At 68.8% G+C, this 19,161-nt stretch carries 13 protein-coding genes; 9 read left to right on the top strand and 4 right to left on the bottom strand.

The window, feature by feature from the left end:
* Positions 1 to 5: 5 nt before the first annotated feature.
* From H0I76_RS04170 to H0I76_RS04145, 6 genes are all read left to right on the top strand, one after another.
* Positions 6 to 728 (top strand): P-loop NTPase family protein, encoded by a 723-nt coding sequence (locus H0I76_RS04170; RefSeq protein ID WP_200607866.1) that lies wholly within the window; start codon positions 6 to 8, stop codon positions 726 to 728.
* Positions 729 to 733: 5 nt separating this feature from the next.
* Positions 734 to 2,923, top strand: coding sequence for an RNA degradosome polyphosphate kinase (locus tag H0I76_RS04165; RefSeq protein WP_200607392.1), 2,190 nt, complete (start codon positions 734 to 736; stop codon positions 2,921 to 2,923).
* Between the two features lie 13 nt (positions 2,924 to 2,936).
* On the top strand, positions 2,937 to 4,520 hold the full coding sequence (locus tag H0I76_RS04160) for a Ppx/GppA phosphatase family protein (protein WP_200607390.1): 1,584 nt from the start codon (positions 2,937 to 2,939) through the stop codon (positions 4,518 to 4,520).
* 314 nt (positions 4,521 to 4,834) lie between these two features.
* Positions 4,835 to 6,175: a proline--tRNA ligase gene (proS, locus tag H0I76_RS04155; RefSeq protein WP_200607388.1), complete on the top strand. Its 1,341-nt coding sequence runs from the start codon at positions 4,835 to 4,837 to the stop codon at positions 6,173 to 6,175.
* 4 nt (positions 6,176 to 6,179) lie between these two features.
* On the top strand, positions 6,180 to 7,451 hold the full coding sequence (locus tag H0I76_RS04150; RefSeq protein ID WP_200607386.1) for a lipoprotein-releasing ABC transporter permease subunit: 1,272 nt from the start codon (positions 6,180 to 6,182) through the stop codon (positions 7,449 to 7,451).
* Positions 7,444 to 8,118, top strand: a complete 675-nt coding sequence (locus H0I76_RS04145) for an ABC transporter ATP-binding protein (RefSeq protein ID WP_200607384.1) — start codon at positions 7,444 to 7,446, stop codon at positions 8,116 to 8,118. The genes H0I76_RS04150 and H0I76_RS04145 overlap by 8 nt, the downstream gene beginning before the upstream one ends.
* An 88-nt stretch (positions 8,119 to 8,206) precedes the next feature.
* On the opposite strand, the gene H0I76_RS04140 is transcribed toward H0I76_RS04145, so the two are convergent.
* The 3 genes from H0I76_RS04140 to H0I76_RS04130 form a co-directional block, all read right to left on the bottom strand.
* On the bottom strand, positions 8,207 to 8,695 hold the full coding sequence (locus H0I76_RS04140; RefSeq protein ID WP_200607382.1) for a hypothetical protein: 489 nt from the start codon (positions 8,693 to 8,695) through the stop codon (positions 8,207 to 8,209).
* Between the two features lie 127 nt (positions 8,696 to 8,822).
* Entirely contained in the window at positions 8,823 to 9,776 is a 954-nt protein-coding gene (gene speB, locus H0I76_RS04135; protein WP_200607380.1) for an agmatinase, read from the bottom strand.
* 3 nt (positions 9,777 to 9,779) lie between these two features.
* Positions 9,780 to 10,559, bottom strand: a complete 780-nt coding sequence (locus H0I76_RS04130; protein WP_200607378.1) for a sterol desaturase family protein — start codon at positions 10,557 to 10,559, stop codon at positions 9,780 to 9,782.
* Positions 10,560 to 10,719: 160 nt separating this feature from the next.
* On the opposite strand from H0I76_RS04130, the gene dnaE reads away from it, so the two are divergent.
* Positions 10,720 to 14,172, top strand: a complete 3,453-nt coding sequence (gene dnaE / locus H0I76_RS04125) for a DNA polymerase III subunit alpha (protein ID WP_200607376.1) — start codon at positions 10,720 to 10,722, stop codon at positions 14,170 to 14,172.
* Between the two features lie 54 nt (positions 14,173 to 14,226).
* On the opposite strand, the gene H0I76_RS04120 is transcribed toward dnaE, so the two are convergent.
* A complete protein-coding gene (locus H0I76_RS04120; RefSeq protein WP_200607374.1) occupies positions 14,227 to 14,706 on the bottom strand; it encodes a DUF1330 domain-containing protein in 480 nt (159 codons plus the stop codon).
* Positions 14,707 to 14,994: 288 nt separating this feature from the next.
* Between H0I76_RS04120 and H0I76_RS04115 the strand changes: the two genes are divergently transcribed.
* Both H0I76_RS04115 and H0I76_RS04110 read left to right on the top strand, forming a co-directional pair.
* Positions 14,995 to 17,100, top strand: coding sequence for an alkyl/aryl-sulfatase (locus H0I76_RS04115; RefSeq protein WP_200607372.1), 2,106 nt, complete (start codon positions 14,995 to 14,997; stop codon positions 17,098 to 17,100).
* Positions 17,101 to 17,286: 186 nt separating this feature from the next.
* Positions 17,287 to 19,137: an adenylate/guanylate cyclase domain-containing protein gene (locus H0I76_RS04110; protein ID WP_200607370.1), complete on the top strand. Its 1,851-nt coding sequence runs from the start codon at positions 17,287 to 17,289 to the stop codon at positions 19,135 to 19,137.
* Positions 19,138 to 19,161 lie beyond the last annotated feature (24 nt).

Here is a 19,161-nt window from a genome sequence, read left to right as displayed (position 1 = left end):
GCGCGATCGCCCGCCAGATGCCGCTCGACCTCGCCCATCGCCCCGCGCTGGGCCGCGGCGATTTCCTGGTCTCGCAGGCGAATGCCCAGGCGGTTGCGCTGATCGACGCCTGGCGCGACTGGCCCGGTGGCCGCCTTGCGCTGATCGGTCCGGCCAGCTCGGGCAAGACCCATCTGGCCCATGTCTGGATGGCCGAAAGCGGGGCTGCGCGCATCGAGGCGGCCGACCTCGGTGCGGGGATGGTGCCGGGGCTGGCCGCGCAGGGCTCCGTCGTGGTCGAGGATGCCGACCGGCTCGCCGGACTCGACCCCGAGCAGCGCCGTGCGGCCGAGGGCGCGCTTTTCCATCTGCTCAACCTCGTCGCGGCCGAGGGCGGGCGTCTGCTGGTGACCGGCCGGACCCCGCCCGCAAGCTGGTCGATCGACACCCCGGACCTCGCCTCGCGCCTCCAGAGCCTCGCGCTCGCCCGGATCAGCGCGCCCGACGACATGTTGCTGTCGTCGGTCATGATCAAGCTCTTTGCCGACAGGCAGTTGCCCGTCATGCCCGAAGTCGTGAATTATCTGGTCGAAAGGATCGACCGCTCCTTCGCCGCTGCCGAGCGCGCGGTTGCGGGGCTCGACGCCCATGCGCTGGGCGAGCGCCGCCGGATCAGCCGCCGGCTCGCGGCCGAGTATCTGGGCGAGGTCGACGACACCGACGAAACGGGCGACGCCCCGGGAGAGTGAGACGGATGCGCGCGGATTTCCTCAACACCACCGAGACCCACGTGCCCGCCGGGCACCGCGTCGAGATCGACCCCGCCTCGGCCGAGCGGTTCGAGAACCGCGAGCTGTCCTGGATCGCCTTCAACTGGCGCGTGCTCGAGGAAGCCGACAACCCGCACCAGCCGCTGCTCGAGCGGATCCGCTTCCTGTCGATCTCGGGCAACAACCTCGACGAGTTCTACACCGTCCGCGTCGCCGGCCTGCGCGCGCAGAAGCGGGCAGGGGTCGAGACCCGTTCGCTCGACGGGCGCACGCCGGCCCAGCAGCTCGACCTGATCGATGCCGACGCCGTGCGCCTGCTGGTGGCGCAGCAGCGCACCTGGGGCACGCTGCGACCGCTCCTGGCCGAGGCCGGCATTCATGTCCTGACCCGCGACGACCTGACCGAGGAGGACCGCGCGTCGCTCGCCGATTTCTTCCTCGCGCAGGTGTTCCCGGTCCTCAGCCCGCTGGCAATCGACCCGGCGCATCCGTTTCCCTTCATCCCCAACGGCGGCCTTGCGCTTGCGCTCCAGCTGGTGCGCCACCGCGACGGCGAGCCACTCAACGCGCTGATCCCCGTGCCCTCGCAGCTCAAGCGCTACCTTCGGCTGGCCGACGGCCCCAACGGCGAGGTCCGCTTCCTGCCGCTCGAGAAGCTGCTGGCGCTGTTCCAGGACGAGCTCTTCCCCGGCTACCGCTCCGAGGGGCACTGCATCTTCCGCGTGCTGCGCGACAGTGACCTCGAAATCGAGGAAGAGGCCGAGGACCTTGTCCGCGAGTTCGAGACCGCGCTCAAGCGCCGACGCCGCGGCGACGTGATCCGGCTCAAGATCTCGTCCGAGGCGCCCGAGCAGTTGCGCCGCCTGATCGTTGCCGAGCTTGGCGTCAGCCCCGAGGAAGCCATCACCGTCGAGGGCGTGGTCGGGATCGCGGATCTCGCCGAACTGGTGGTCGACGACCGGCCGGACCTGCGCTGGACGCCGCACCAGCCGCGCCTGCCCGAACGCGTGCGCGACCATGACGGCGACATCTTCGCCGCGATCCGCCAGAAGGACATGCTGCTCCACCATCCCTACGAGAGCTTCGAGATCGTGGTGCAGTTTCTCCAGCAGGCCGCGCGCGACCCCAACGTGCTCGCGATCAAGCAGACCCTCTACCGCACGTCGAAGGACAGCCCGATCGTCCAGGCGCTGTGCGAGGCGGCCGAGGACGGCAAGTCCGTCACCGCGCTGGTCGAGCTGAAGGCCAGGTTCGACGAGGCCGCCAATATCCGACAGGCGCGCGCGCTCGAACGTGCCGGGGCGCAGGTCGTCTTCGGCTTCGTGGATCTCAAGACCCATGCCAAGATCTCGACCGTCGTCCGCCGCGAGGGCAACGACCTCGTGACCTACACGCATTTCGGAACGGGCAACTACCACCCGATCACGGCGAAGATCTACACGGACCTCTCGCTCTTCACCTGCTCGACGCCGCATGGCCGCGACGCGGCCAAGATCTTCAACTTCACCACCGGCTATGCCGAGCCGCGCGGGCTCGAGAAGGTGCAGGTGGCGCCGCTGACGCTCAAGCGCACGCTGGTCGAGTGCCTCGAGGCCGAGGCCGAGCATGCAAGGGCCGGGCGCCCGGCGCAGGTCTGGGCCAAGATGAACAGCCTGATCGAGGACGAGGTGATCGACGCCCTCTACGCCGCCGGCCAGGCGGGGGTGAAGATCGACCTCGTGATCCGCGGCATCTGCGGCCTGCGCCCCGGCATCAAGGGGCTGAGCGAGAACATCCGCGTCAAGTCGATCGTCGGCCGCTTCCTCGAGCACAGCCGCATCACCTGCTTCGGCAACGGTCACGGCCTGCCCTCGCCCGACGCGCGGGTATTCATCTCGTCGGCCGACTGGATGGGCCGCAACCTCAACCGCCGGGTCGAGACCCTTGTCGAGATCGACAACCCCACGGTCCATGCGCAGATCATCGACCAGATCATGGCCGCCAACCTGCGCGACGAGGCGCAGAGCTGGGTCCTGATGCCCGACGGCCGGTACCTGCGCGCGAAGGCCGCGCCGGGCGAGGAACTTTTCAGTTGCCACGAGTTCTTCATGAAGTATCCCTCGCTCTCGGGTCGAGGACGCAGCGGTGCCGAGGATGCGCCGCGACTCACCCGGGAACGCAGTTCGGCCGCCTGACGCGAGAGGACCCGTGACGAGCGAGATGCTACGCCGCTCCGGCCTCGGTGACGCGCGCGTGCTTAGCGCCGCCGACATGCAGCGCGACTTCTTCGGCGCCCGTGCGCGGTCCTTCGCCAAGCCCGCGGCCGTCGGCACGGGCCGCATCGGCGTCATCGACGCGGGCTCGAACAGCGTCCGCCTCGTGGTCTTCGAGGGCGGGCAGCGCAGCCCCGCCGTCATCCACAATGAAAAGGTGATGTGCGCGCTGGGCGCGCAGCTCAACGACACCGGACGGCTCGATCCCGAGGGTGCGGTGCGGGCGCTCGCGGCGATCAGGCGTTTCGCCGCGCTGGCCGAGCATCTCGACGTCGCGGCACTGCAGGGCGTCGCGACCGCGGCGATCCGCGAGGCCGAGGACGGCCCCGAGTTTCGCGAGCGCGTCGAGCGCGAGGTCGGGATCAAGCTGATGGTCGCCAGCGGCGGCGACGAGGCGCGTCTCGCGGCCCAGGGCGTGCTGTTCGGGAACCCCGGGGCCGAGGGTCTCGTGGTCGACCTTGGCGGCGCCTCGATGGAGATCTGCCCCGTGGGCGGCGGCGGCGTGGGGCAGGGGGTGACCATGCCCCTCGGCCCGCTTCGCCTTGCGGCGATCGCGGCGCGGGGTCGCGACGTCGCGGCCGAGATCGGGCGTCACCTCGATGCCCTCGATCCCGCCCTCCGCGCCAAGGGTCAGTGCATGTACCTTGTCGGCGGCTCGTGGCGCGCATTGGCGCGGCTCGAGATGGACCGCAGCGACTATCCGCTCAAGGTGCTGCACGAATACACGATCACCCCGGAAGCGGCCTCCGACCTCGGTGCTTGGGCGGCGGCGGCCTCGCCCGAGGCGCTCGCCGCCTTCGCCGGGGTCTCGCAGTCGCGCGCGCCGGTCCTGCCCCATGCGGGCGAACTGCTGCGCGGCCTGATCGACAAGCTCGCGCCCAGTGATGTCAGGGTCTCGGCCTTCGGGCTGCGCGAGGGGGTATGCTTCGAGAACATGCCCCCGGTCCTGCGCCGCCAGGATCCGCTGATCGCGGGCTGCATCGACCAGGAACAGCGCCGCGCCCGCGCGCCCGGCTTCGGCGCCGAGCTGGGATCTTGGGTGCTGCGCGCGTTGCCCGCCGCAGACGCTGACGAGGAGCGACTGATCCGCGCTGCCGCGCATCTGGCCGACGTGAACTGGCGCACCCACCCGGACTACCGCGTGCAGGGCTGCTGGGAGACCGTGACCCGCGTGTCGATCAGCGATATCGGCCATCGCGCGCGCATCATTCTCGGCGCCGCGCTCTCGTATCGCCACAAGCGCGGCCGCAAGACCCTTGCCGATGTCGACGCGATGCGCCTGATATCCGAGGACGAGCGCGCGCGCGCCGAGCAGATCGGCCTTACCCTGCGCCTCGGCATCCAGATCGCGGCGGCGACGCCGGGTGTCCTTGAGGATGTCGATGTCATGCGCGACGCCGACGCGATCACGCTGTGCCTGAGGGGGGCGGCCGCCGAGCTTCAGGGCGAGGAGATCGAGCGCCGCCTGTCGCAGGTGGCCAAGGCGCTTGGGGTCCAGTCCCAGGTCACGACCGACTGACCCCGCAACCCGGATCCGGCGCGAAAAAGTCTGCTGACGATTGCGTTTGGAGCTTTACCTTGAGGTCCGGAACGTGATACGGCCCGCCGCGAGGCAGGCCGCTTCTCCCCTAGACCCGGACCGGACTCAGTGGGCCGTTCTTTTTTGTTGTGAAGCACCTATAGCGTGCCTGCGACCTGCTGTCACCCCCTCGCGATGGAACCTTTGCGAAAGAGTGCCGCGCCGCCGCCCGCGCTTGCCAGCGCGGCCCTTTGCCCCTACACCTCGGGCCCGATCGGCCCTTGCGGCCTCGCCCTTTCCGAAGAGAGTGACGCATGCGTCTGACCCGCTATTTCCTGCCCGTCCTCAAGGAAACCCCGGCCGAGGCGCAGATCGTCTCGCATCGCCTGATGCTGCGTGCCGGCATGATCCGCCAGGCATCGGCGGGCATCTATTCATGGCTGCCGCTGGGCTACCGCGTGCTGCGCCGGATCGAGGAGATCGTTCACCAGGAACAGCAGCGTGCGGGCGCGATCCCGGTGCTGATGCCGACCATCCAGTCGGCCGATCTTTGGCGCCAGTCGGGCCGCTACGACGCCTATGGCCCCGAGATGCTGCGGATCAAGGACCGCCACGATCGCGACATGCTCTATGGGCCGACGAACGAGGAGATGATCACCGAGATCTTCAAGGCCTATTGCGGCTCGTATCGCGACCTGCCGAAGAACCTCTATCACATCCAGTGGAAGTTCCGTGACGAGGTCCGGCCCCGCTTCGGCGTGATGCGCGGGCGCGAGTTCCTGATGAAGGACGCCTATTCCTTCGATCTCGACCACGCCTCGGCGATCCATTCCTACAACCAGATGATGGCGGCCTACCTGCGCACCTTCGAGCGGCTCGGCCTCAAGGCGGTGCCGATGAAGGCCGAGTCCGGTCCCATCGGCGGCGACCACGCCCACGAGTTCCTGATCCTTGCCGAGACCGGCGAGTCGGGCGTCTTCCTCGACCGCACGGTCGTGGACCTCAGCCTCGGCGGCCGCGAGATCGACTTCGACGACCGGGCACAGCTCCAGGCCATCTTCGACGACTGGACCGCGCCCTATGCCCGGACCGACGACACGCATGACGAGGCACTGTTCCATTCGATGGTCCCCGAGGAGCGCCGGGTCGAGGCCCGGGGCATCGAGGTCGGTCACATCTTCTACTTCGGCACCAAGTATTCCGAGCCGCTCGAGGCCCTCGTCGCGACGCCCGAGGGCGAGAAGGTGCCCGTGCATGGCGGCAGCTACGGCATCGGCGTGAGCCGCCTCGTCGGTGCGATCATCGAGGCCAGCCACGACGACAAGGGCATCATCTGGCCCGAGAGCGTGGCGCCCTTCGCCGTCGGCCTCGTCAATCTCAAGCAGGGCGACGCCGCGGTCGATGCGGCCTGCGAGGACCTTTATGCGAAGCTCGAAGCCGCCGGGCTTTCGGTGCTCTACGACGACACCGACGACCGGGCAGGGGCCAAGTTTGCCACGATGGAACTGATCGGCCTGCCCTGGCGTCTTACCGTTGGACCGCGCGGGCTCAAGTCGGGCGTGGTCGAGCTGGCCTGCCGCCGCACCGGCGCGTCCGAGGAACTGACGCCCGAGGCCGCGGTGGCGAAACTCGGGGCGATTTACGCGGGGCTCTGATCAAATGGCTTCTGGCGACTATGGCGGGGCCTTCTCGCGCCTCGAGTGGATGGTCGCGGGGCGCTATCTGCGGGCGCGGCGCAGCGAGGGCGCGATCTCGGTCATCGCGGGCTTCAGCCTCGTCGGCATCATGCTGGGCGTGGCTACGCTGATCATCGTGATGTCGGTGATGAACGGCTTCCGCACCGAACTGGTCGGCCGCATCCTCGGCGCGCAGCCGCATATCTCGGTCCTGTCGGCCGACGCCGGCGGCATCGCCGATTTCGACGGCATGGTGTCCCGCCTGCGCGAGAACCCCGAGGTGACGCGCGTCGCGCCGATCCTCGAACGCCAGGTGATGGCCTCGTCCGACGCCGGCAATTCCGGCGCCCTGATCCGCGGCATGCGGGCCCAAGATCTCGCGACGCTCGAGGCCGTGGCCGACCCCGAGGAAGCCCGCGGCAGCCTCGCCGAGTATGGCGAGGGCGGCGTCGCGATCGGCGCGGGCCTCGCCCAGCGCCTCCGGCTGGGCGTGGGCGACACGATCACGCTGATCAGCCCGCGCGGCCTGACCACACCCTTCGGCGTGGCGCCGCGCGTCAAGGGCTACCGCATCGCCTACATCTTCCGCATCGGCATGTCGGAATACGACCGCGCCTTCGTCTTCATGCCGCTCGCCGAGGCGCAGGCCTTCTTCAAGATGGACGGCCGGGTCGACGCGATCGAGGTGATGGTCGGCCAGCCCGACGAGGTCGAGCGCATCGGCGTGTCGCTTGGCCCGTCGATCGGCTCGGCGGGCTATCTCTGGAACTGGAAGCGCGCGAATTCGGGCTTCCTCTCGGCCCTCGATGTCGAGCGCAACGTGATGTTCCTGATCCTCGCCCTGATCATCCTGGTGGCGGCGCTGAACATCATCTCGGGTCTCATCATGCTGGTGAAGGACAAGGGGCGCGACATCGGCATCCTGCGGACCATGGGCCTGCCGAAAGGGGCCGTGCTGCGGATCTTCTTCATCTGCGGCGCCTCGATCGGTGTGGTCGGCACCGTGCTGGGCGTGCTGCTTGGCGTGGTGTTCACCCAGAACATTGCCGAGATCCAGTCGGCGGTCGAAGGGATCCTCGGCACCTCGGTCTGGGACCCCGAGATCCGGATGCTCACGCGCGTGCCGGCGGTGATGGTCCCCTCGGACGTGGTGATGACCACGGTGCTCGCGCTGTCACTCAGCTTCCTCGCGACGTGGTATCCGGCCTGGCGCGCCGCGCGTCTCGATCCGGTCGAGGCGCTGCGCTATGAGTGACGCCGTGCTCCGTCTCGACGGCATCACCCGGACCTTCCGGCAGGGGCCGCGGGTGATCGAGGTCCTGCGCGGCGCCGAGATGTCGGTCGCGCGCGGCGAGATCGTGGCCCTCGTCGCGCCTTCGGGCGCGGGCAAGTCGACCCTCCTGCAGATCGCTGGGCTGCTCGACACGCCCACCGGCGGCACGGTCTCGATCGGGGGCGAGCCGGTCTCGACCCTCGACGACCGCGGCCGCACCGGCGCGCGCCGGCGGCTGATCGGCTTCGTCTACCAGTTCCATCACCTGCTGCCCGAGTTCTCGGCCGAGGAGAACGTGTCGATCCCGCAGCTTGCGGCAGGCGCATCCCGCGCCGCCGCCCGCGCGCGCTCCGAGGCGCTCCTGACCCGCGTCGGCCTGACCGAGCGCATCAGCCACCGCCCGGCCGAGCTGTCGGGCGGCGAACAGCAGCGCGTCGCGATCTGCCGCGCGCTCGCGAACCAGCCCGCGCTTCTGCTGGCCGACGAACCCACCGGCAACCTCGACCCCGAGACCTCGGGCCGGGTGTTCGACATGCTGATGGAGGTGGTGCGCGAGACGGGGCTCGCCGCGCTGATCGCGACCCACAACCACGAGCTGGCGGCCCGGATGGACCGCACTGTCCGGCTCGAGGGTGGCGTGATCGTCTGACCCCCGTCACCCGCGGGGCCGAACGGACGAATGGGCGCGCATCGCCGGATGCGCGCCTTTTACGTTCATCGTGGCGGGCTGGGCCGGCTCAGGCCGCGAGCCGGGCCTCCCCACGCCCGCGCAAGAGCGTGTCGAGCGCCAGCCAATCCTGCTCGCGCAGCGCCAGCAGAAGCCACGAAACCGCGGCGACGATGATCGAGGGATAGAACAGCTGGCCGAACTGGAACGGCTTCTCGCCCGGCATCCAGAGCCAGAACGGGTCGATGAACCAGACCGAGACCGAGAACGCAACGAAAGCGTTCATCACCAGCTGGAAGGGCAGCAGCACCCGCCGGAACAGCCCCAGCGCAAGCGCGATCGCCGCCGCGACCTGGAACCAGCCGAAAGCCACCAGCAGCGCGTCGACGGTGAAAAGGCCTCCGTAGAACCCGTCGCTGACGGCCTGGCCGACGCCCAGGTTCAGGCCCTTGACCAGCCCCCACCAGAACATGAGCCCGGCCATCGCGATGCGGGTTGCGGCCAGTGCGAGGGCCTGCGAGGCCGGCGATGTGAAGGGGCGTTCGAGCGCGTCGAGCATGCGGCAATCTCCTGGCAATGGGCCCGGTGCGAACGCCCGGGCCGGGGTGGGGGCAGGTCGGAACGTCCCGGCAAAGCTAGGAATTTCGCCGCCGGATGCCGCCCCCCTCTCACGCAGGAGTGATGGCTCAGGCCGACCGCCCGCCTGTCATCGCGCATAAGAGCTCGAACATGATCGTCGCGCCGTTCAGCGCGGTGATGCCGCCCACGTCGTAGGGTGGCGAGACCTCGACCATGTCGGCGCCCCGGATGTCGAGCGCCGCCAGCGCGCGGACCATGCCTTGCGCCTCGCGCATCGTCAGCCCCCCCGCCTCGGGCGTGCCAGTGCCCGGCGCGAAGGCCGGGTCGAGGCTGTCGATGTCGAAGCTGACATAGGCGGGCGCGGAGCCGACGATGCCGACGGCCTCCTCGATGCAGGCGCGCCAGCCGCGTTCCTCGACTTCCTCGATCTTCATCACCCGCATCCCCGAGGCGTAGGAGAAGGCCCACATCTCGGGTGCGAACAGCGTGCCGCGAATCCCGATCTGCACGACCTTTGCCGGGTCGAGCAGCCCCTCGTCGACCGCGATCTTGAAGGGCGCGCCATGATGGAAGCGCGAGCCCAGGTAGTCATCGCCGGTGTCGCAATGGGCATCGATGTGGATCATGCCCAGCGGACCGTCCTTGGCGATCGCGCGCAGGATCGGCAGCGTCACCGAATGGTCGCCGCCGCAGGTCAGCGGCCGGATGCCGGCCGCGTGGACGCGCGCGTAGAAATCCTCGATCTCGGCATGGGCGGCGGTCAGGTCGAAGGGCCGCTTGACCCAGGCGTCGCCGATGTCGCTCACGGTGGCCGCCGCGAAGGGCGCGGCACCGGTCGCCTGGTTCACGCGCCGGATCAGCGAGGACTGGTTGCGCACCTCGCGCGGTCCGTGGCGCGGGCCCGGTCGGTTGGTGACGCCGCCATCATAGGGCACGCCGATCAGTCCGATATCGGGCGGGCTTGCCTCGAAGTCCTCGACATAGGGGAGCCGGAAGAAGGTCGCGAGCCCGGTAAAGCGCGGCCGCTGCTGCGGGTCGCTGTAGTCGAGGAATTCCGTCATGGCTCACTCCGCCGGATGCGTCTTCCCGGGCCGCGAGGGCGAGGGCGCCGCCCCCTCCGTCATCGCCTCAACCTTGCGGTCGTAGCCGGGATGGAGGGTGCCCATCAGCCGGTCCCAGACCGAGAAGAAATTGCCGAAGTTGTAATTGAAGAGTTCATGGTGCTGGTCGTGGAAGGTCGTGCAGACCAGCGGCCAGGGGCGCCGGGCGGTGGGGCTCGCGAAATACTCGAAGCCCGCATGCCCGATCTGGCCGTTGAGGTGGTCGTAGAGGCGATGCGCGATCAGCACCAGCGGCGGGATCGGCAGCAGCAGCGGCGCGACCAGCAGATAGCCCTGATGCACAAGCGCATCCACCGGGTCGTCCGAATAGGTCGACCAGACCGTGGGTGCCAGCGAGCGATGATGCAGCCTGTGGAACCGGTAGAGCGGCCGCCAGTGCATCAGCCGGTGGGCCCAGTAGAACCAGGCGTCGAACAGCAGGACCGAGACCACGAACATCCCCGCCGCCGCGACCCAGCCCTCGACCGGCGTCCACAGCGTCAGTCCGTGCCGCTGAAGGGTCAGGCCCGCGCCCATCATCGCGCAGATCGGGACCAGGGCCTTTAGGCTCTGGACGATCTCGGCCCGCGCATGGTCCTCGCCGCGCCGGTCGGTCTGGATGCGGCGCTCGGGATGGCGTCGGTTCCACCATGCCAGCGGCCAGCCCAGCCCGAAATAGGCCGCCATGTGCCCCGCGTAGAGCGCCGCCGTGATCCAGAGGAAATCGAGCGCGAAAGCCGCCATGCCCCGCCCATCCGCTTGCCGCCACCCGAAGGGGTAGGCCAAGGGGCGGGCGGGGTCAATGCGGCCGTGAGCGTCTCGGGGCACGGGCCACCGCGGATCCGCCGCGCTGATCCCGCTTCCGGGACTGGCGGTGCCCCGGGCCCGGCGCTAGGCTCGCGGCATGTCCGAGCCGCGATTCATCCACCTCCGCGTCCACTCCGCATTCTCGCTGCTCGAGGGGGCGATCCACGTCAAGAAGCTGCCCGCCATGGCCGAGAAGCTCGGCATGCCGGCGGTCGCGCTGTGCGACACCAACAACCTCTTCGGCGCGCTCGAATTCGCCGAGACGGCGGCCAAGGCGGGCATCCAGCCCGTGATGGGGCTCCAGCTCGCGCTCGGCTATGCCGAGACCCGCCCCGGCGAGAAGCCCGTCGCGCCCGCGCCGGTCGCGCTCTACGCCCAGAACCAGGCGGGCTGGCGCAACCTGATGGCGCTGACCTCGGCCGCGTGGCTCGACACCGACGCGGCCTCGGAGCCCTCGATCCCGCTCGACACCCTCGCGCGCCATGCCGAGGGGGTGATCTGCCTGACCGGTGGGGCCGACGGCCCGCTCGGCCGGCTCATCCGGCTCGGGCGCCAGGCGCAGGCCGAGGCGCTGGCCGCGCGCCTCGCAGGGCTTTTCCCCGGCCGGCTCTATGTCGAGCTTCAGCGCCACGGCACCGGCGAGAGCCTGCGCACCGAGGCCGAGGAAGCCGCCGAGCCCGCCCTCATCGGCATCGCCTACGACCAGGACCTGCCGCTCGTCGCTACCAACGACGTCTATTTCGCCGACCCCGCGATGTTCGAGGCGCATGACGCGCTGCTGTGTATCCGCGAGGGGCGCTACGTGAACGAGAGCGACCGCCGCCAGATCACGCCGGAGCACTGGCTCAAGCCACCCGAGGCGATGATCGAGCGCTTCAAGGATATCCCAGAAGCCATCGAGAACACGGTGGAAATCGCCCGCCGCTGCGCGGTTCGCCCGAAGACCCATCCGCCGATCCTGCCGAAATTCGCCGATGACGAGGTCGAGGAGCTTCGCCGCCAGGCACGCGAGGGGCTGGCCGCGCGGCTCGCCGTCATCCCCCACGCCGCCCCGGTCGAGGAGTACGAGCAGCGTCTCGACTTCGAGCTTGGTGTCATCGAGCAGATGGGGTTTCCCGGCTACTTCCTGATCGTCGCCGACTTCATCAAGTGGGCCAAGGCGCACGACATCCCCGTGGGCCCGGGCCGCGGCTCGGGCGCGGGCTCGCTGGTGGCCTATGCGCTGACGATTACAGACCTCGATCCGTTGCGTTATGGCCTCCTGTTCGAGCGCTTCCTGAACCCCGAGCGCGTGTCGATGCCCGACTTCGACATCGATTTCTGCCAGGACCGCCGCGAGGAGGTGATCCGCTACGTTCAGGAGCGCTACGGCCGCGACCGCGTGGCCCAGATCATCACCTTTGGCGCGCTGCTGTCCAAGGCCGCGGTGCGCGACGTGGCGCGCGTGCTGCAGATGCCGTTCAGCCAGGGCGACCGGCTCTCGAAGCTGATCCCGATGGAAGGGGTCAAGCCCGTCTCCATCGCCCAGGCCCGAAGGGAGGAGCCCCGCTTCGCCGAGGAAGCCGCCCGGGACGAGAATGTCGGCATCCTGCTCGACATCGCCGAGAAGATCGAAGGCCTCTACCGCAATGCCTCGACCCACGCCGCAGGCGTGGTGATCGGCGACCGCCCGCTGGTCGAGCTGGTGCCGCTCTACCAGGACCCCAAGTCCGACATGCCCGCGACCCAGTACAACATGAAATGGGTCGAGCCCGCGGGGCTGGTGAAGTTTGACTTCCTCGGGCTCAAGACGCTCACGGTGATCCAGAACGCCGTCGACCTGCTCAAGCTGCGCGGCGTCGAGCTCGACATCGGGACGATCCCGCTCGACGACCAGGCGACCTATGACCTCTACGCCCGGGCCGACACGGTCGGCGTCTTCCAGGTGGAATCGGCGGGCATGCGCGATGCGCTGCGCCAGCTCAAGCCCACCTGCATCGAGGACATCGTGGCGCTGGTGGCGCTCTACCGCCCGGGTCCGATGGAGAACATCCCGACCTACTGCAACGTCAAGCACGGGATCGAGAAGCGCCAGAGCCTGCATCCGTCAATCGACCCGATCCTCGACGAGACCCAGGGCATCATCGTCTACCAGGAACAGGTGATGGAGATCGCCCGCGTCATGGCGGGCTACAGCCTCGGCGGCGCGGACCTGCTGCGCCGCGCCATGGGCAAGAAGATCAAGGAGGCGATGGACGCCGAACGCCCGAAATTCGTCGAGGGCGCCGCCGCCAACGGCGTGAGCAAGACCAAGGCCGAGGAAGTCTTCGCGCTGCTCGAGAAGTTCGCGAACTACGGCTTCAACAAGTCCCACGCCGCGGCCTATGCGCTGGTCAGCTACCAGACCGGCTATCTCAAGGCCAACTTCCCGGTCGAGTTCATGGCCGCGGTGATGAACCTCGACCTGCATCTGACCGACAAGCTCAACATCTACGTGCAGGAATGCCGCCGCACCGAGATCGGGATCGAGGCGCCCTGCGTCAACCGCTCGGCGGCGCGCTTCACCGTCGAGGACGGGCGCATCCTCTACGCGCTGGGAGCGCTCAAGGGCGTCGGCGTTGAGGCGATGCGCGCCATCGAGCGCGCGCGGGCCGAGGGCGGGCCCTTCGCCGACCTCTTCGACTTCGCGCGGCGGGTGGACCTCAAGGCCATCGGCAAGCGCGCGCTCGAGATGCTGGCCAGGGCCGGCGCGCTGGGCGCGCTCGAGCCCAACCGCCGCCGCGCGCTCACGGCCCTCGACCGGCTGATCGACTACTCGGCTACGGTGCACGAGGAGCGGACCTCCTCGCAGGTCTCGCTGTTCGGCGGCGGGGGCGAGGCGCTGCCGCCGCCGCGCCTGCCCGACCCCGAGGACTGGTTGCCGACCGAGCGCCTGCGCGAGGAGCACGGCGCCGTTGGCTTCTACCTCTCGGGCCACCCGCTCGAGGACTACATGGGTGCGCTGCGGCGCAAGAAGGTCGCGACCCACGCCGAGTTCGCCTTCCGCACCCAGCGCTCGGGCGGGACGGGGCGGATCGCCGGGACGCTCGCCAGCGTGCAGGTCCGCAAGTCGGCCAAGGGCAACCGCTTCGCCTTCATCGGCTTCTCTGACACCTCGGGCGCCTTCGAGGTGATGGCCTTCTCGGACGTCCTGCTCGCTGCCGAGGGGCTCCTGGAGACCGGCAGCAACCTCGTCCTCACCGTTGAGGCCGAGGGCGGCGCCGAGGGCGGGCGCCTCATGCTGCGTGCCGTGCAGCCGATCGAGCAGGTGATCGCCGATGCCGCCGCCTCGGGCCTGCGCGTCCATGTCGAGGGCGAGGATGCGCTGACGTCGGTCCAGCGGCGCCTTGGCATCGGCCGCACCGCCGCGGGACGCGCCAAGCGCGGCGAGGGCCCGGTCTCGATCGTCGTCGCCCTGCCTGAGCTGAACCAGGAGGTCGAGATCGACCTGCCCGGCCACTTCCCCGTGGGCCCCGAAATCCGCGGCGCGCTCAAGGCCGTTCCCGGCGTGGCGGCGGTCGAGGAAATCTGAGGTCCGGGGCGTGCCCGTCGCACGGGGACCGCGCCGTCGTGCAGGGCAGGGACGTTAGCGCGCGGCCTCCGGCCCGCCTTCCCCGAACTCGCCGAACCGCGCGCCGGGCACGCCGGGCCACATCCGGATCAGCCGAGAATCCGCGACCGCGGCCTGCCGGTGGCGCACTGCCTCGCGATAGTCCGGGTCGCGCAGCATGGCGACGAAGGCCTCGACGCTTGGATACTCGGCGATGAAGGCGAGGTCCCAGCGCTCCTCGGCAGGGCCGATCAGCATGAGTTCGGGCTGCCCGATCCAGACCTGCCGCCCGCCCAGCCGTTCGAGCACCGGCGCGCTCTCGCGTGCATAGCTGCGATAGGCCTCGGCTCCAGTCACCTCGGCCCCAGTCACCTCGGCGCCCGTCGCCTCGGTTCCGTCGGGATACGCCGCTCTCTCGCGAAAGCGCAGCAGGTTCAGCATGTGGACGGGCCCCTCGCGCGTCATCTCGCGAAATCGCGCGAAGTCCTCCTTCGTCGGGTCGATGTAGCCGCTCATCCGATGCGCCCTCCCTCGGCTCGGCGTGACCGCGTTGCGCTCCGAGGCGCACCGGGCCCGGTCTCGGCATGCGTAGCCCGACGCGGGCCGCCCGTCGACGGCCTCGATCCAGAACCGGCCTGTGCCTCAATCGAAGTGCGCAGCCCCCTGGGCGCGGCGCGCTTCCCTTTCGCGATTTCGCCGCCCGGATCAGTGCCAAATCGAAACTGCACTGATCTGGGTCAATGAAGGGGCGCGCGGGCCGGGTTTCACTAAAAATATGAGTGGAACCATCCAGGAGGATCGATCATGACAACCCGGCGCGATTTCATGAAGGCGGTGCCATCGGCCGGGGCGTTGTTCGCCGTGGCGGGCCATGTGGCGCTCGAAGATGCCCCGGCGCGGGCGCAGGGCGCGGCGCCTCTCGAGGGGCATTTCCATCCCAAGGGCAAGGCGCCGTCCGAGCACACGCTCCGCGTTCTTGCCGAGGCGCGCAAGACGCTGCCCTTCGCCGACACGCGGGACTTCGACGAGCAGGCGAAGGGGCTGATCGCCGAGATGCCGCAAAAGCAGATCATGGCCGATGCCGGTCATGTCGCCTGGGACATGGCGCGCTTCGACTTCCTGAACGAGGATACCGAGTGGGACAGCATCCACCCCTCGCTCCTGCGCCAGTCGCGGCTCAACCAGGATTACGGCCTCTACGAGGTGCTTGAGGGCAAGATCTACCAGGTCCGCGGCTTCGATCTCTCGCAGATCTCGTTCGTGCGCGGCAAGACCGGCTGGATCTGCTTCGACCCGCTGATTTCCGCCGAGACCGCCCGCGCGGCCTGGGAGTTCTTCCAGGAGCACCGCGGCGAGGGCCTGCCGATCAGCGCGGTGATCTACTCGCACTCCCATACCGATCACTGGGGCGGCGTGCGCGGCGTCATCGACGAGGCCGACGTGACGTCCGGCAAGATCGAGATCATCGCGCCGCGCGACTTCATGGAGCACACGATTTCCGAGAACGTCTATGCCGGCAATGCGATGAACCGCCGGCTGTTCTACCAATACGGGGTTCTGCTGCAGGCGGGTCCGCATGGTTATGTCGGCCAGGGCCTGGGTCAGGGTACGTCGGCCGGAAATGTCGGCCTGATCGCGCCGAGCAAGATCGTCGAGGGCGATATCGAGTATCTCGATCTCGACGGCGTGCGCATGGTGTTCCAGAACACGCCGGGCACCGAGGCGCCCTCGGAGATGAACACCTACATTCCCGAGATGAAGGCGCTCTGGATGGCAGAGAACATCTCGTCGACGCTTCACAACATCTACACGCTGCGCGGCGCGCCGGTGCGCGATGCCCTGCGGTGGTCGAAGTACATCGCCGAGGCGCTCTATCTCTTCGGGACCGAGGCCGAGGTGATGTTCACGGCGCACCACTGGCCGCGCTGGGGCAATATGCGGATCCAGGAGGTCATGCGCGCGCAGCGCGACCTCTACGCCCACATGAACAATCAGGTCCTGCACTTCGCCAACCAGGGCGTCACGATCAACCAGATCCACGAGATCTACGAGCTGCCAAAGAGCATTCAGCAGCAGTGGCACTGCCGCGGCTACCACGGCTCGCCGGAGCACAACAGCCGCGGGGTCATCAACCGGTACCTTGGCTACTGGGACTGCAACCCGGCGACTTTGATCCCGCACGCGCCGTCCGACAGCGCGCCGCTCTATGTCGAGATGATGGGCGGGGCCGAGAAGATCCTGGTGAAGGGCCGGGAACTGCACGACGCCGGCGAGTACCGGCTCGCCTCCGAGATCCTCGACAAGCTGATCCATGCCGAGCCCGGCAACCAGGCTGCCAAGGAGCTTCTTGCCGATGTCTACGAGCAGCTCGGATACCAGCAGGAGAACCCGGGCCTGCGCAACAGCTTCCTCAACGGCGCCTACGAGTTGCGCTCGGGTATCGCCGAGGGCCAGTCGCCGAAATCGTCCGGGCCGGACGTGATCCGGGCGATGTCGACCGAGCTGTTCCTGAACTTCCTTGGCATCCGCATGGACAGCCGCAAGGCCGAGGGGATGCGCTTTACCATCAACCTGATCACGCCCGACAACGGCGAGAAGTTCGTGGTCGAGATGGAGAACGCGACGCTGACCAATCTCGAGGGCTTCCTCGCCGACCAGCCGGACCTCACGCTGGTTATCAACCGCGCCGATCTCGAGCGAACGATGACCGGTGAGATCACCCTCGAGGAGCAGATCGCCAGCGGCGTGGCGACGGTCGAGGGCGATGTCGGGATCCTCGGGGCGCTTGCCGCGACGATGGTCGACTTCGATCCGCTGTTCGAGGTCCTGCCGGGGACCGGGGCGACGGCCGGGCCGGTCTCCCATGCCGATCCATACGAGGCCGTCCCCGGCGCTCCGATCGCCGAGTGACCGGGGCGCGGGCGAGCCCGCATCGCAGGATCGTCTAGCCGGGGCGGCGCTTGCCGCCCCGTGTGGGGTTGCGCGGCAAAGTGCGCTCGGCACCGAAAGCTTCCAGGGCCGGAATGACCCGGCTTTTCCCGCGGCCGCTTTGGGGGGTGAACCTGCCGTGATAGGCTCGTCCGCATGGTTCGGCGAATGGCGGCGGTACTCGCGACCGACATGACGGGCTTCTCCCGCCTCATGGAGGCGGACGAAGCCGGAACGGTTGCGCGCCACAAGCGCCATTTCGAGGAGCTCATCCGTCCGACGATCGAGCGCGAGCAGGGCCATATCGTGAAGCTGACCGGCGACGGGTTGCTCGCCGAGTTCGCCTCGGTCGTGAACGCCGTGCGATGCGCGGTCGAGATCCAGCGGGAAATGGCTTTGCGCGAAGCGGATCAGCCTGATGCGCAGTCGATCCGCTATCGCATGGCGATCAACCTCGGAGACGTGATCTTCGAAGACGCCGACATCTATGGCGACGGCGTCAACATCGCGGCCAGGCTCGAGGAACTGGCCGAGCCCGGGGGCGTGCTGGTCTCGGGAACCGCCTATGACCATCTCAAGGCGAATATCGACGTCGGGTACGAGGACCTAGGCGAGCGCCGGCTGAAGAACATAACCCAGCCGGTTCGGGTCTACCGCGTGATCGACGTCCCCGGCGCCGTCGGCGCCCGCCAGCCCGGCCGGCGGCGCATGCCCTGGGCGGTCGCGGCGCTGGCGGCGCTGCTGGCGGCCGGTGGGGCATGGTGGTTCCTGAACCAGCCTGCCTCCATGCCGGCGGGTTCCGCATCGCTTGCCGAGCTGCAGGCGCGACCGGGCGTGGCGGTCTTGCCGTTCGACAATCTCAGCCCGGACCCCGAGCAGGCTTATTTCGCGACGGGGCTCACCGAAGAACTGACCGCACGCCTCGCGCAATTCTCGAACATCCGGGTGATTGCGCGGAACTCGGCCTCTCGCTTCGGCGGCGGCGCGCATGATCTTCGCGAGGTCAGCGCGGCCTTGAACGCCCGCTATATCGTCGAGGGAAGCGTTCGGCGCAGCAACGACCGCGTCCGCGTGACGGCACAGCTGATCGACGGCGAAACCGGCGACCACCTGTGGAATTCGAGCTACGACGAGGCCCTGACCGCAAGGGCGATCCTGGACATCCAGGACGAGATCGCGGCCAGCGTTGCCTCGAACATCGGTGGTCTCGGCGGCGCGATCAGGAAATCGGCAGCGATCCCGACCGCCTCGCGGCCGGATGATCTGGCCGCCTACGACTGCGTGCTCCTGCACTACAAGTTCTGGGACACCTTCGATCACGAGGTGCATGCCAAGGCGCGCGACTGTCTCGAGAGCGCAGTCAAACGGCATCCCGACTTCGCGCTCGGCTGGGCGGAACTCGCCTACACCTACTGGACGGAGCATGCCTACGGGGTCAATCCGAGGCCGGACGCGCTCGAGCGCGCGAAGGCGGCCGCCGAGCGCGCGATCGAACTCGACCCGCTGATGGCCGAGGGATACGGCGCGCTGTCGCAAACCTTTCGCGCCATGAAGCAGGCCGACGAGGCCGTCGCCGCCGCCGATCGTGCCTTCGCCATCAACCCCAACAATGTCGGGATCATCGGCGGCGCCGGATGCATGCTGACCTTCACCGGGCGGCTCGACCGCGCCGAGGTCTTTCTCGCCCGGGCAATGGCGCTCGATCCATTCGCGCCATGGTGGATCCCGTACTGCAAGTCGATCTGGTTCATCCAGAGCGGCGATCCTGAATCGGCGCTCGCCATTCTCGACGCCTACTCCGGCCCCGAGATCTGGCTTCTCGGATTTGCGCGGGTCGTCGCTCTTGTCGAAGCGGACCGGCGGGCCGAGGCACAGCAGGCGCGCGCAAGGCTTCTCGAAAAGGCCCCGGATCTGGATGCGAACGCGAGGTCCTATGTCGAGAAGAACTTCTGGGCACTTCCCGACTTCGCCGACCGGCTGCTCGTGGCGCTCCGGAACGCCGAAGGCCAGACGCAGTAAGCGGTGCCACGGGGCGGGCGTCCT

Origin of the sequence: Thermohalobaculum xanthum, from assembly GCF_016623495.1 — a bacterium.
Classification (GTDB): Bacteria; Pseudomonadota; Alphaproteobacteria; order Rhodobacterales; family Rhodobacteraceae; genus Thermohalobaculum; species Thermohalobaculum xanthum.
Note: the sequence above shows the minus strand (reverse complement) of the source record. Positions and strands in the feature narration are given on the sequence as shown.